The sequence below is a fragment of the Streptococcus oralis subsp. tigurinus genome (genome assembly GCF_002096275.1).
GTDB classification, from domain to species: domain Bacteria; phylum Bacillota; class Bacilli; order Lactobacillales; family Streptococcaceae; genus Streptococcus; species Streptococcus oralis_CN.
The window spans coordinates 154,986-169,662 of the sequence record NZ_NCUG01000018.1 but is presented as its reverse complement, the minus strand read 5'-3'; the positions used below and the strand labels follow the sequence as shown (position 1 = coordinate 169,662).

The 14,677-nt window shown below is 40.2% G+C and carries 13 protein-coding genes; 1 reads left to right on the top strand and 12 read right to left on the bottom strand.

From position 1 onward, the window contains the following. Positions 1–99: 99 nt before the first annotated feature. The 5 genes from B7725_RS05935 to eno form a co-directional block, all read right to left on the bottom strand. Positions 100–642: a ClbS/DfsB family four-helix bundle protein gene (locus tag B7725_RS05935; RefSeq protein WP_084875115.1), complete on the bottom strand. Its 543-nt coding sequence runs from the start codon at positions 640–642 to the stop codon at positions 100–102. Positions 643–769: 127 nt separating this feature from the next. Then, complete coding sequence (locus B7725_RS05930; protein WP_084875113.1) at positions 770–1,684, bottom strand: peptidase; 915 nt, start codon at positions 1,682–1,684, stop codon at positions 770–772. 184 nt (positions 1,685–1,868) lie between these two features. Then, positions 1,869–2,705 carry an AraC family transcriptional regulator gene (locus B7725_RS05925; protein WP_084875111.1) on the bottom strand — a complete coding sequence of 279 codons (837 nt, stop codon included), beginning with the start codon at positions 2,703–2,705 and terminating at the stop codon, positions 1,869–1,871. A gap of 201 nt (positions 2,706–2,906) precedes the next feature. Then, entirely contained in the window at positions 2,907–3,401 is a 495-nt protein-coding gene (locus B7725_RS05920; RefSeq protein ID WP_084875109.1) for a YkgJ family cysteine cluster protein, read from the bottom strand. 174 nt (positions 3,402–3,575) lie between these two features. Further along, positions 3,576–4,880, bottom strand: a complete 1,305-nt coding sequence (gene eno / locus B7725_RS05915; protein ID WP_000022823.1) for a surface-displayed alpha-enolase — start codon at positions 4,878–4,880, stop codon at positions 3,576–3,578. A gap of 162 nt (positions 4,881–5,042) precedes the next feature. Between eno and B7725_RS05910 the strand changes: the two genes are divergently transcribed. Next, a complete protein-coding gene (locus B7725_RS05910; protein ID WP_084875107.1) occupies positions 5,043–5,489 on the top strand; it encodes a DUF1694 domain-containing protein in 447 nt (148 codons plus the stop codon). Here the strand turns inward: B7725_RS05910 and B7725_RS05905 are convergent. From B7725_RS05905 to B7725_RS05875, 7 genes are all read right to left on the bottom strand, one after another. Then, positions 5,486–6,601 (bottom strand): glycerate kinase, encoded by a 1,116-nt coding sequence (locus tag B7725_RS05905; RefSeq protein WP_084875106.1) that lies wholly within the window; start codon positions 6,599–6,601, stop codon positions 5,486–5,488. The genes B7725_RS05910 and B7725_RS05905 overlap by 4 nt on opposite strands. Before the next feature lie 9 nt (positions 6,602–6,610). After that, positions 6,611–7,255 carry a phosphoserine phosphatase SerB gene (serB, locus tag B7725_RS05900; protein WP_000195502.1) on the bottom strand — a complete coding sequence of 215 codons (645 nt, stop codon included), beginning with the start codon at positions 7,253–7,255 and terminating at the stop codon, positions 6,611–6,613. A gap of 61 nt (positions 7,256–7,316) precedes the next feature. Next, positions 7,317–8,750: a glycogen synthase GlgA gene (gene glgA / locus B7725_RS05895; protein WP_084875104.1), complete on the bottom strand. Its 1,434-nt coding sequence runs from the start codon at positions 8,748–8,750 to the stop codon at positions 7,317–7,319. Next, positions 8,747–9,886, bottom strand: coding sequence for a glucose-1-phosphate adenylyltransferase subunit GlgD (glgD, locus tag B7725_RS05890; protein ID WP_000687044.1), 1,140 nt, complete (start codon positions 9,884–9,886; stop codon positions 8,747–8,749). The genes glgA and glgD overlap by 4 nt, the downstream gene beginning before the upstream one ends. After that, on the bottom strand, positions 9,876–11,018 hold the full coding sequence (locus tag B7725_RS05885) for a glucose-1-phosphate adenylyltransferase (RefSeq protein ID WP_084875102.1): 1,143 nt from the start codon (positions 11,016–11,018) through the stop codon (positions 9,876–9,878). Before B7725_RS05885 ends, glgD begins: the two co-directional genes overlap by 11 nt. Then, on the bottom strand, positions 11,008–12,936 hold the full coding sequence (glgB, locus tag B7725_RS05880) for a 1,4-alpha-glucan branching protein GlgB (protein WP_084875100.1): 1,929 nt from the start codon (positions 12,934–12,936) through the stop codon (positions 11,008–11,010). The genes B7725_RS05885 and glgB overlap by 11 nt, the downstream gene beginning before the upstream one ends. A 272-nt stretch (positions 12,937–13,208) precedes the next feature. Continuing rightward, positions 13,209–14,633, bottom strand: coding sequence for an NADP-dependent glyceraldehyde-3-phosphate dehydrogenase (locus B7725_RS05875; protein WP_000186345.1), 1,425 nt, complete (start codon positions 14,631–14,633; stop codon positions 13,209–13,211). Positions 14,634–14,677: the final 44 nt, after the last annotated feature.

The following is a 14,677-nucleotide window of genomic DNA, read 5'->3' as shown; positions in this document are numbered from 1 at the left end:
ATTTTTGAAGGATCCTAAAGCTAGAAGAACTCAAAAATGAAGATAACTGAGCTATTCGAAGGTTAGAAGACCTTTTTCTAAACTTCATACTCACTTCAACTAGCTATTCTTACAATTTTTCTGATGAGCTTTAAGTTTTTTCAGAGCCCAATCATAGTGACTGGAGGTGCTACTGACAAAGTAGGAACCTAGACTTGTCCCTCCCGTCCACTTATAGACACCTTTGTTAAAGAGTTGGTCATTGCTGAAGCCTTCCATCAACTCTAAAACCTCTTTATGCGATTGATTGAGGAGTTTGGTCGCTTCTTCTAAGGACGTTCTCTGGTGCTTCTTCCAAAAAGCGACATTCATTTCCCCATAAGTTTTCCAATTATAAGGTTCAGGGAGAAAAGGTTTTTCATGACCCTTTTGATTAGAATGTATCCAGGTTAAAAGTAACTGATGCCATTCATAGAGATGGATCAGGACATCCCGCAGATTTTTATCTCTTTTCCAATGAGCTTCTTTTTTCTTTTGGTCTTTTGAAAAATCAAAAGGAGTCTGTAGCTCCTCTTCACTTAGCTGAGAAATTAGGAGATTAAGTTTTTCATAGTTTTCCTTAGAGGCTAGCACTAGCTCCTCTTTTGTTCTTGGTCTAGGCATAGGAGTTCTCCCTTCATTTTTAAGTAGAATAAGCTATTTTCTTACTTCATTATACCATAATCAAAAAGCAGTTCTTCATTTTACGAAAAACTGCTTTTACTAACTAGTTATTTTATGCTTATAGTCACTAGTTTACATATAAATCTCTAAAGCGACCATCCACTTCAGCTATCTGATAGAGCAAGTGGGCTAGTTCTTGGTAATCTTCTTTTAAACATGAAAGGTGGGCCTGGCCAAATAGAGTAACCAATTCTTCTTTTAATCTTGCCCCTTCGGGATCATGGTCTTTTAAGAATTTACTGAGATAGAGATTTCGAACAGCAGCAAGTTTAAAGCTGAAATACTGATGCAATTGTTTTTGCTCCGTATTTAAGCCGTTTTCAGCAACTGCTTTTGCATAACATTCCAAAACACCACTTTTACCATTCAGATATCGGTTTCTCATAATCCTTGCTGTTTCCTGATAGATTTCAGTCCGACTAGGACTCTTGACCTTCTTAAAGTTTCCCCACATGAAATAAGCTCCACGCTTATAGTCAATAGCCTCCGCCTTCCAAGCTTCTAAAATGTCGTTAAAAGCAACCTTCATACAGGCAAAACCAGCTGGATCATGCAAATAGAGATACTGACCATCAAGAGCATACACAGTTACAAAGTGATCCACACCATAAAGGATTGTGTGATTGGGATTGTAAGTTAAATGCCCCATATCAAGAGGTCCCAGTACGACAGGTCCATTGGACAGAAAGGTTTCCAACTTTCTTTTAATCTCTTCCAAATTAACTTCTGCTCCATCTTTTAGATAGAAATCCTCATAGTCAAACCCTAGTATTTTTAAGGAATGGGAGATAGAAAGATCTGGCATTCCGTTATCAAAGAATACTAGAGGGTGCTGGTCATCTTCCTTTACGATACTAGCGCCATTTCCCATCACCATGATTGCCTCTAAAAAGTCTGCTTTAAAGTCATAACCATAGGCATCCAGCGCCATTGCTAATGAATAGCTATAGCAAAGCGACACATCTCCAAAATACATCTGCATATTCATGCCTCCTTATCTTCTATGGGACTATTATACCGAGAAAACTATTCGCATGCCCCATAAAATCCAAACAAAAATTATGGTATGTTTGATTTATAGACATGAATTTCCACAATAAAAAGCTCTGTAAAAGCTATCTTCTACAGAGTTCGATTTGCATCTTTATAAAAAATCATAAAATGATCTAGTTCTTAATCACCGGAATCCAGAGTTCCATTTGATAGTCAGGTGACGACATATCTCCTTCGGTATAGACTTCAAAGTCTGGTGCACCTGAATGACGATATCCTGTTTCAGGGAAAAAGACCTCCAAGACATATTTCCAAGCATTGTGAATGCTAGCTGGTACTGAACCTTTGACTGGTACGATAGCATATTCAGCCACTGGGATATCTTTGATTGATAGACCTAGCTCTTCTGCTTTGACTTTATCCGTCACATCATAAGCAGCCATATAGTTGATGATTTCGCCTTCTTTGACATCGGAGCAGAGACCAAAGGATTGGCCACTACCCAGACTTTCTAGATTTTCAATGCTGTGATTTGCATAAAGCTGCTCCCAAGCAGACGGGCATTTGCTATTGTCAATAGCTTCCAATAGGACGCCTGCCACGGTAAAAGCAGGTTTCTTTCGAATTTTGATATCCATGTTCTTTCCTCCTGTAATCTTTAAGGATAATTGAAGTCTAGGAAAGACCCGATAAGGTTTTCCATTTCGAACTTCTGAGGGAGTCGCACCATGGAATTTCTTGAAGGCTGCGCTGAAAGCATCCGCAGAGTCATAGCCGTATTTCATAGCTATGTCAATGACTTTCTCAGAGCCTTCCCGCAAGTCTGTCACAGCCTCTGACAGCCTGCGATTACGCAAGTATTCTGCTAATGTCATATCTGCCAGGATGGAAAATAGCCTGCTAAAGAGAGGGTAAGAATAGCCCGATAGTTGCTGAAATCTTTTCATATCCACTTCTCCAGTCAGCTGCTGCTCCAAATAATCCATGGTTCGATTGAATTGATGCATCATATTCTTTTTTATACCTCCACAAGATACAAAGGACGTTAAAAGTAAAGTGAAAATAGGAAAATTAACGCTGGTGCTTCTGATTCTAGGTAATTTTTTCTTTTTCGCATAGCTTTTAGGCTGTGTTCAATTCTATCTATATTCTAACAAATATAAGATACTTCCAACCTAGAATCTTTGTACAAGATTTAAAGGTTCAAATTCTTATAACTTATCTTTTAATTTCTCAACAAAGAGATAGGCTGCTGGGCAGGTCAAGGTATTCTTAATCGTCAAATGATTAATTTGATGGATCTTTTTCCGGTCTGTATGGGGAAATTCACGACAGGCCTTGGGACGAACGTCGTAGATTGAGCAGAGATTGTCTCCTCCTAGAAAGGGGCAGGGCATGGATTTGAAAACTTTATCCCCATCTTCATCCACCTGAAGGAATTCCGCTTCAAAAGCCGGTAATTTCATCTTAAAGTATTTGGCGATACGGGTAATATCTGCTTCTTTAAAATCAGGCCCCAATGTCTTACAACAGTTAGCGCAGGCAGTACAATCAATCTCAGCAAAAACTTCTTGGTGAATCTGCTGGGCAATTTTATCTAAGTTTTTAGGAGGTTTTTTCTTTAGATTGGCTAAAACTTTGCGGTGCTCCTTCTGCTTTTGCAAGGCTAGTTGGTGGTAATATTTAATATCAATCTCTTTAGACATAATTTCTTCCTAATACAAGTGTTTTTGTCTATTATACCATAAACTATTTTCTATTTTTTGCCTTTATATACAAAAAGCCCTTCGGATAAAATCCGAGGGGCTTAAAAGGTTGTTAGATCAACGACCGAACTTTTGAATTTCAAGGTTCGGGATAAAATAGTTCACTGAACTATTTTATTTTTTCAAGTTGTAGAATGATTTCAATCCACGGTATTCAGCTACTTCACCAAGTTGGTCTTCGATACGAAGCAATTGGTTGTATTTAGCGATACGGTCTGTACGTGAAAGTGAACCAGTCTTGATTTGTCCTGCGTTAGTTGCAACTGCGATGTCAGCGATTGTTGAATCTTCAGTTTCACCTGAACGGTGTGATACAACAGCAGTATAACCAGCTTCTTTTGCCATTTCGATAGCGTCGAATGTTTCAGTAAGAGTACCGATTTGGTTAACTTTGATAAGGATTGAGTTAGCAGCGCCTTCTGCAATACCTTTTTCAAGGTAAGAAGTGTTTGTTACGAAGAAGTCGTCACCAACCAATTGAACTTTACCACCAAGACGTTCAGTAAGAGCTTTCCAACCGTCCCAGTCGTTTTCATCCATACCATCTTCGATAGTGATGATTGGGTATTTGTTTACCAATTCTTCAAGGTAGTCGATTTGTTCTGCAGCAGTACGTACAGCAGCGCCTTCACCTTCAAATTTAGTGTAGTCGTAAACTTTACGTTCTTCATCATAGAATTCTGATGAAGCACAGTCAAATCCGATAAATACATCTTTACCAGGAACATATCCAGCAGCTTCGATTGCAGCAAGGATAGTTTCGACACCGTCTTCAGTTCCTTCGAAACGAGGAGCGAATCCACCTTCGTCACCTACGGCTGTTTCCAAACCACGTGATTTAAGGATTTTCTTAAGAGCGTGGAAGATTTCAGCACCCCAACGAAGAGCTTCTTTGAATGTAGGTGCACCAGCAGGTACGATCATGAATTCTTGGAAAGCGATTGGAGCGTCAGAGTGAGAACCACCGTTGATGATGTTCATCATTGGAGTTGGAAGAACTTTAGTGTTGAATCCACCAAGGTAGCTGTAAAGTGGGATTTCAAGGTAGTCAGCAGCAGCACGAGCTACAGCGATAGACACACCAAGAATTGCGTTTGCACCCAATTTACCTTTGTTAGGAGTACCGTCAAGTGCGATCATAGCACGGTCGATAGCTTGTTGGTCACGTACATCGTAGCCGATGATAGCTTCAGCGATGATGTTGTTTACGTTGTCAACAGCTTTTTGTGTACCAAGACCACCGTAACGAGATTTGTCACCGTCGCGAAGTTCAACTGCTTCGTGTTCACCAGTAGAAGCTCCTGATGGAACCATACCACGTCCGAAAGCACCTGATTCAGTATAAACTTCTACCTCAAGTGTTGGGTTACCGCGTGAGTCTAGGACTTCGCGAGCGTAAACATCAGTAATAATTGACATTTTTTACTCTCCTTTGAGTTAAATTTTTTACACCTCTATGATACCTTAAAAATAAGCGTTTTTCAAGAAAAAACGTTATCTTTGTGCAAATTTTCCTTAACTTTATAAAGTAATCGCTTTCTTTTGTCTGTTTTCATGCGATTTTTGTGATATACTGTTTTTATGACAGATTTATCAAAACAACTACTAGAAAAAGCTCATGGTGGTCCGAAATTAAACCCAGATGAACAGCGCCGCTTCCTCGGTACTTTCGAGGAAAGAGTTCTTGGCTACGCTGATATCAATACTGCCAATAGTCCTGAATTAGAACATGGATTTTTCTCTATTTTAGATGGTTTTCAAGAAAAGGTAGAGGAACTTTTTGTGAAAATCTCACCAAATATCGAGTTTGACAAACAAGTCTTTTACTTAAAACAAGCAAAGGAAAGCAACTGCCAGGCGACTATTGTTTCAGATGATCATATCACCTCTCCTTTCGGCCTTGTCATTCACACGAACGAACCTGTTCAAGTAGACGAAAAGGACCTCAGACTTGCTTTCTCAAACCTCTGGGAGGAGAAAAAGGCAGAGGCACCTAAAAAATCCATCTGGAAAAAATGGTTTGGTTAATCCTTCCTCAAATTTAATAAACGGCCAATATTAGTAGCTGTGTGCTCCAAATAGAGACTTGCATTTTTCAAACTGTCTTCCAAAGGTTCACTTTTCTCTAAAATAGAAAAGGCTGCTTGTATATTTTCGAATGGTAGGGAAGGTAAATCCTCGGAAAGACTACCACAAATAGCGATAACTGGAACTCCTTCAGGAGTTCTTTTTGCTACACCGATAGGAGCCTTTCCAACAAAGCTTTGACTGTCCAGTCTGCCTTCTCCAACGATAACCAAGTCGGCACCTGCAACTTTCTTGTCAAAGTCTATCAAATCCAAGCAAGTATCAATCCCAGATACGATACAGGCCTCAGCAAAAGCACATAGCCCAGCAGCAATCCCACCACCAGCTCCTGCTCCCTTCAGAGACAGGGTTGATGGTGAAAATTTTTCATAGAACCGCTGTATAGCCAGATCTACCGTCTCAAACAAAGCAGGATCCAAGCCCTTTTGTTTTCCAAATGTATAGGTTGCTCCTTGATGACCACATAAAGGGCTCACGACATCTGCTAAAATGCGAATTTTTACATCTTCAGGAATCCTATACAACTTGCTATTTGAAACTGACTCGAATTCAAGCAAAGTCTGACCGCAAGCTGGTAATTCTTTTCCATTCTTATCATAAAAACGATAACCTAAACTAGCAGCAATGCCTATCCCACCGTCATTACTAGCCGTACCACCAACGCCAATATAGATTTCTTTCATTCCAAGATCAATGAGATGGCGAATCAACTCTCCACTACCTCGAGTTTGAATGTGAAGGGGATTTCGTTTCTCCCGCGGAATCTTCCCAAGACCAACCAAGTCAGCAACTTCGAAGAGCGCTATTTGATCTTTTTGAAAGTAGCGCATTGATTCTTTTAGCCCAAAAGGCCCCGTCACCTCTTGCCATTTTTCTTCGAGTTCAAGAGAATGGCGAATAGCATCTACAGTTCCTTCCCCACCATCACCAACAGGACAGAGCAGACATTCTACATCCGATATTGACTGTTCGAAGCCTTTTTTTATAGCTTGAGCGACCTCTTCTGCTGTCAAACTTTCTTTAAAAGAATCAGGTGCGATTACAATTTTCATAGTTCCCTCTCATTCTAAGAAATCAATCAAAGGAAGAACTTCCAAAAAATCCCTCGTATCTACATGACAAGCTATCTCTGCTTTTACGACCTCTTTGGCACAAAAGGCTATACCGTGGCCTGCTGTCTTTAACATCAAGAGGTCATTGGCACCATCACCGATAGCAATCGTTCTTTCTTTGGGTAGTTCTAATTCCTTTCTCCATTTCTCAAGAGTAGCATTTTTTACTTGACCTGTCACAATTTCACCAACTAATTTTCCTGTTAAAAAACCGTCTTTGACTTCCAACTGGTTAGCAGAGAAATAGGAGATACCAAGGGATTCTGCCAATCTCTCAACTATTGGTGTAAAGCCACCAGACACTAGACCGACTAGAATGCCCTTCTTTTGAAGAATGGAGATAAATTCTTGAGCATTCTTGGACAGGTGAATGGATTTGAAGACAGTATCAAAGACCGAAATTGGAAGACCTTTTAACAAAGCCACTCTTGCTCTTAAACTTGTTTTAAAATCCAGTTCACCTCGCATTGCCTGGCTTGTAATTTGCGAAATTTCGGCTTCGCAACCTGCTTCTCTTCCTAAAAGATCAATCACTTCCTCTGCTATCAGGGTGCCATCAACATCCATGACACAGAGCCCCATTACTTGAGTCATCACTTCTCCTCTTTTCTAAACAGCCCAAAAATCGTATGAAAGAATCATACGATTTTATCTATTAGTTGACTAAACTATGGTACAAGTCCAGGTAAGATTTGCAGGCTGTATCCCATGAGAAATCACATTCCATAGCTTGTTTTTGTAGATTTCTCCATACGTCTGGCTGGTTCTTATAAACATCCAAGGCTGTTTGGAAACTCCAGTTAAGCCAGTATGGTGTTAAATTGTCGAAGCTAAATCCAGTACCAGTTCCTTCGATCGGATTGAAGGATTGAACTGTATCTCTTAGTCCACCCACTTCATGAACCAATGGTAGTGTTCCGTAGCGCATCGCCATCATTTGTGACAAGCCACATGGTTCAAAACGACTTGGCATGAGGAAGAGATCACAAGCTGCGTATATTTCTTGAGCGAGCTTGACGTCAAAAGTGATATTTGCTGATAGTTTGTCAGGATAGACTTGTGCAAACCAGGAGAAGGAATGTTCAAAAGCAGGATCTCCTGTACCTAAAAGGACTATTTGAACGTCCTCCTGTAAGAAACGGTGCAAACTTTCTACCACAACATCAAAACCTTTTTGGCGCGTCAAACGAGAGACAATCCCAACTAGAGGAACATCAGCTCGCACTGGTAGACCGACTCTCTCCTGCAATTTTGCCTTATTCTGCGCCTTTCCAGACAAATCTTCCTTATCAAAATGATAGTCTAAAAGTGGGTCTGTTTGAGGATTATAAAGATCTGCGTCAATACCATTGACAATACCTGAAACCTTACCTGACTCCATCCGAAGAATCTGATCCAAACCGCAACCAAACTGACTGGTCATAATCTCATGCGCATAGCTAGGGGAAACAGTTGTGACACGATCCGCGTAGAGAATACCTGCTTTCATCCAGTTAAGGCAATCATTCCAGCGAAGGGTCCCATCAGCATAGCGTTCAAATCCCACACCGAACAAATCCCATAACATCCCTTCAGAAAATTGACCTTGAAATTCCAAATTATGAATGGTTAGAACTGTTCTGATCCCTTGATATGCCTGAATCCAATGGTACTTTTCTTTTAACAAGAAGGGAATCATGGCTGTGTGGTAATCATGAACATGAAGAAGGTCAGGGATAAAGCCAATGCGCTCCATGGCTTCAAGAGCAGCCAGTTGGAAAAAGGCAAAGCGTTCACCGTCGTCAAAATCACCGTACACATGACCACGGAAGAAATAATACTGATTATCAATAAAGTAGAAGGTAACCCCATTCAAAACCGTTTTCTTAACACCACAGTACTGTCTACGCCATCCTACACTAACTTCAAAGTGGAGAACATCCTCTATCTGGTCGCCAAACTTAGCTTCTACCATATCATAATAAGGCAAGAAAACTGCAACTTCGTGCCCCGCTTTTACAAGTGATTTGGGAAGTGCGCCAATGACATCGCCCAAACCACCTGTTTTTGAAAAGGGTGCTCCTTCTGCCGCTACAAATAAAATTTTCATGAGTAAATGTCCTCTGTTACTGTTTCACCCTTCTTAACTACAACTGGATGTTCTGCTGTTCCTCGAATGACAACACCGTCCGCAACTTCAACTCCTTTGTCTAGGATGGCATATTCAACTTGGGCACCCTGACCAATCACAACACGAGGGAATAAAATGCTGTCTTTCACCACACTATCTTTGTGAACATAAATGTTACGAGATAGGACTGACTGAACTACTTCACCCTCAATGATACTACCAGAAGCAAACTGAGAAGTACTTACTTTTGAAGTATTCGCATAGTAGGTTGGTTCTTCATTCTTAACCTTGGTATAAATCTTTTGGTTAGGTGAGAAGAGAGAGTAGAATTTTTGAGACTCCAACATATCAATATTGGCTTGATAGTAGGATTGAACGGAGTGAATATTGGCTAGATAGCCCGTGTATTCGTAAGCAAAAGCACCTTCTTTTACAGCTAAATCGCGGAGTACATAGCGTAATTTTTCTGGATATTCTTTTTGAACTTCTTCTTCAAGTCGTTCAATCAACCACGGAGTATCAACGACGAATATATCTGTAGACATGTTGAAAAGTTCATCTGTTGATTTGGCATCAAAAAGTTTATGAGAAAGAACATGGTCTGTTTCATCCACTTCCAAGATGGCATTAACATCTGAAATATCCTTTTTAGGTAATTTCTTATAAACAACTGTAATCGGACGACCGGCAGTAGTATGTAAATGGAATACTTGATTGAGGTCAATATTCACCACGATATCACAGTTAAGTGCAACCGTCTGATTTGATCCTGAACGTTTCAAATAAGTGAGAAGCTGTTGGTAATATTCTTTCCCAACTGTGCTACTTTCAACACTCGTATTATAAATACCTAGATAGTAGTGGCTGAGAAGGGTAGATAAGCCCCACTCACGTCCTGAACGAATGTGGTCAAAGACTGAACTGATATTGTCTTGTTGGAAAATTCCAAAGACACTACGAACACCGGCATTTGCAAGGCTAGAAAGAGGGAAATCAATTAAACGATATTTTGCTCCAAATGGCAAGCTAGCCACCGGACGGTGTTCTGTTAACGTTGACATATCATGAAAACCAACTGTGTTTCCTAAAATGGCTGAATATTTATCAATCTTCATCTGATGCTACCCCCACTACTTCATTGTATCCTACTACTTGTACTTCGTCTGTTCCATCAATTTCGACACCTTCAGAAATAATAGCACCCTCACCAATAATGGCACGTTTAATTTTTGCACCTTTTCCGATAATGGCACCACTCATGATTACAGAGTCTACTACTTCAGCACCCTCACGTACTTGCGCTTCTGTTGAGAGAATGGAATGCTTAACAGTTCCATCCACGAGACAGCCATCCACAACTAAAGAATCTTCTACATGAGCGTGTTTTCCAATAAAGTTTGGTGGTGAAATCAAGTTCCGTGAGTAGATTTTCCACTGACGATCACGACTATCCAAAGCGTTGTTTGGATCAATGTATTCCATATTGGCTTCCCATAGAGACTCGATAGTACCAACGTCTTTCCAGTAGCCTTTGAATTCATAAGCATAGACGCTTTCTCCAGACTCAAGGTAATTTGGAATAACGTTTTTACCAAAGTCTGACATATCTACCTTGTTCTTTTCAGCAGCTACTAGCATGTTGCGGAGACGTTTCCAATCAAAAATATAAATCCCCATTGAAGCCTTTGTAGACTTAGGTTCTGCTGGTTTTTCTTCAAATTCAACGATACGGTTATTGGCATCTGTATTCATGATACCAAAACGGCTAGCTTCCTTTAGAGGTACGTCTAGAACAGCTACAGTCAGACTGGCATTGTTATCCTTATGTGATTGGAGCATATCATCGTAGTCCATCTTGTAGATATGGTCACCAGAAAGGATCAAAACATACTCAGGATTAATACTATCAATGTAGTCGATATTTTGGTAGATAGCGTGACTGGTCCCTTCAAACCAACGGTTTCCCTCACTCGCAGAGTAGGGTTGAAGGATAGAAACACCTGTGTTAATACCATCTAGTCCCCAGCTAGAACCATTCCCAATATGGTTGTTCAAAGCAAGAGGTTGGTACTGCGTAATAACACCAACATTATGAATCCCAGAGTTTGCACAGTTGGAAAGAGCAAAGTCAATGATACGGTAGCGCCCACCGAATTGCACCGCCGGTTTGGCAATGCTTTGAGTGAGTTTTCCGAGACGTGTTCCTTGCCCACCGGCAAGGATCAAAGCTAGCATTTCATTCTTCATTTTCTACTCCTTTTTGGGTTTTATTTGTGACAGTTTTAGTTGGTTTCAAGCGACGTTTAATCTTCCAGATACTTGCTCCCATAGCTGGCAGGGTAAAAGTCAAGGTCTGCTTATAATCCTTCCATAATCCTTCTTGAGTTTGAACAGTTTGGTTGTGTTCTTTCCACACACCTCCCCATTCTTCTAATTCTGTATTCCAAACTTCTTCGTAAATACCTGCAACAGGTAACCCAATCGTAAAGTCTTTACGTTCAACTGGTGCCATATTAAAGACACAGACTAACATTTCGTCCTTCTTTCCCTTACGAATAAAGGAGAGAACACTCTGGTCTCTATTATCCGCATCAATGATTTCAATGCCGTCATAACTAGTATCAATTTCCCAAAGACAGCGATGCTCTTTATAGAATTGATTGAGTTGAGAAGTGAAGTACTTCATCTTAGCATTCATTGGATCTTCCAAGTTAGACCATTCTAACTGCTCCTCAGACTTCCACTCGAGGAATTGCCCGTACTCACTACCCATGAACAACAGTTTCTTACCTGGATGACAAATTTGATAGGTGTAAAGATTGCGCAAACCGGCAAATTGGTTATAGCGATCTCCCCACATCTTATGCATCATACTCTTCTTGCCATGAACCACTTCATCATGTGAGAAAGGTAGGAGATAGTTTTCATTGAAAACATACATAAAGCTGAAGGTCACAAGATTAAAATCATACTTGCGATAAATTGGATCTTCCTCGTAGAAACGGAGAATATCGTTCATCCAGCCCATATTCCATTTATAGTCAAAGCCAAGACCACCCATTTCTTTCATGCCAGTAATCTTTGTTGCTGATGAACTTTCTTCTGCAATCATCATGATATCTGGATGAGCTAACTTAATCACTGTGTTTAAACGTTGAAGGAAATAATAACCTTCATAGTTAAGGTTTCCACCGTCTTTGTTTGGAGTCCAAGGAGCATTATCATAATCTAGGTAAAGCATATTGCTCACTGCATCGACCCGAATACCATCTAAGTGGTAAAAATCAATCCAAAATTTAATACTTGAAATCAAGAAAGACTGGACCTCATTTTTCCCGAGGTCAAAATTCAGCGCACCCCATCCATAGTTGTGAGCCTTGTTGTGATCTTGGTATTCAAAAGTTGGTGTGCCGTCATAATATGCTAATGCATCATCATTAATAGTGAAATGGCCTGGCACCCAGTCTACGATAACACCGATATTATTTATATGACACTCTTCAACGAAATCTTGGAATTCCTCAGGTCTGCCATAGGAATGTTCAAAAGCAAAGTAACCCATAAGCTGATAGCCCCAGCTCAAGCCAAGTGGGTGAGCCATTAAAGGCATGAACTCAATATGTGTATAGTTCATCTCAACTAAGTATGGAATCAACTCGTCTTTCAGTTGCGAAAAAGTATAGGGACTACCGTCTGGATTTCTCTTCCAAGATCCTGCATGGGCCTCGTATATATTAACTGGTCTCTCGAAAAATCCCAAACGTTTGCGACGTGCTAGCCAAAGACCATCTTTCCATTTCTTTTCACGGATATTGGTCAGAACTGCTCCTGTACCCGGTCTAGCTTCAAAATAAACTGCCAACGGATCAATCTTCATAATCTGGTGACCATTTGCACGCGTGATATGATATTTATAAATCTGACCTTCCTGAGCCTGACTAGTAAAGACTTCCCAAACACCTGCTTCATTACGAACCATAGGAATTTGATTCTCGACCCAATTAGTAAAATCCCCAACTAGATGAACTGCTTGTGCATTTGGTGCCCAAACCCTAAAAGTATAGCCAATTTCTCCGTTTTTCTCCTCTCTATGTGCTCCTAAATAATGCTGGAGGTGAAAGTTTTCACCTGTAGTAAAGGTTCTTAATGCTTCTTGATTATTCATTCGATCCCCTCTCTTTTGTAAGCGTTTTCTATGATTCTATTATACACTCTTTTAAGATAACTTTCAAGTAATTTACGAAGAAAATCATATTTTTTTATGAAAGTCTTCAAAAAATTACCGAGCATTTTAAAAAAGATATCCCGAAAATAGAATACGAAACAATTTCCATATATTTTTTTATTATAATACCAGAATATTCGTTTTTTAACAATTTTAAACTGTATTTTTTTGAAAAAAATAAAATCAGGAAATCGATTTCCCGATTTTATATATTATTTCACATCAAATACAATGGATTTAACATTTGTCATCGCTTCGATACTATATTTAATTCCTTGCACTCCTGCTCCAGAACCTTTTACACCAAGGAATGGGAAATTATCTGGTCCGCGTTGTGTTTTATTATTAATATGAACGGTTCCCACTTCAAGTTTCTCAGCGATTTCAAATGCCTTCTTAAAGTCATTTGTAAAGACAGAGGATTGAAGACCAAACTCAGATTCATTGGCAATTGCTACTGCTTCATTCGCATCTGCGACACGGATAATTGGTAGAACAGGGCCAAACGGCTCTTCCCATGCTACTTTCATATCTTTTGTAACTTGGTCAAAAAGCACTGGCCATAGAAGATTGCCTTCACGCTTGATTGGTGTAAGAGCCCTAGCGCCTTTTTCCTGAGCATCTTCAATCAATCCCCAGATGAAATCAGCTGAAGCATTGTCAATAACAGGTGTGATATCAGCATTGTCAAATGGATCACCGACTGTTAGCTTAGCGACTTTAGCCTGGAGCAATTCGGCTAACTTGTCTGCTACGCTTTCTACAACTAAGACACGTTTGATAGCGGTACAGCGCTGACCAGAGTAGCTAAATGCACCACCTACGATTTGATTGGCTGCATTTTCCAAATCTGCATCTTCTAAAACGATTGCTGCATCTTTCCCGCCAAGCTCCAGCATAACTGGGCGCATACCAGCTAAACGACCGATACGCTCACCAATCGGTGTTGAACCTGTAAAGTTAATGAAGTTCACTTCCTTGTGTTCGATGATGTAGTCTCCGATCTCAGAACCACGTCCAGTGATGGTGTTAAAGACACCTGCTGGAATTCCGGCTTCGTCAAATGCTTTAGCTAGCAAGAGACCAGAAATAGATCCTTGCGTTGGTGGTTTAAACATAACAACATTCCCTGCAATCAAAGCCGGAGCAATCTTGGATCCAGAAAGGTTGACTGGGTAGTTAAATGGCGCAATAGCTAAGACAACTCCAACTGGCTCACGACGGACAACGGCTAGTTTGTTTTTACTTGCAGCTTCAAAACCGCCACCTTCCATCGCTTGTCCAGTAATACGGATACCTTCCTCAGCAGCAAAACGGATCAAATCTGCTGTACGTACTACTTCTCCAATGGCTGCTTTAATCCCTTTTGCAACCTCTTTGGCAAGAATTGTACCAATTTTTTCTTTATCACGTTCCAAAATATCTGCTGTCTTATGTAAATAGGCTGCACGCTCAACGGGTGCTAAATCACGCCACGCAGGGAGAGCTGCACGCGCAGCTTTCATAGCCTCATCTACTTCAGCCTGACTCATAGCTGGTACCGTGCCTAGTTTTTCTTGATTGATAGGAGAATAGATCGTAATCTCGTTCTCTGATAATTTCCATTTTCCATTCACTAAATTCTGATAATTTGTCAAATTCTCTTCCTCCTGAAAATGATTAAAACTTATTTTATCAAATT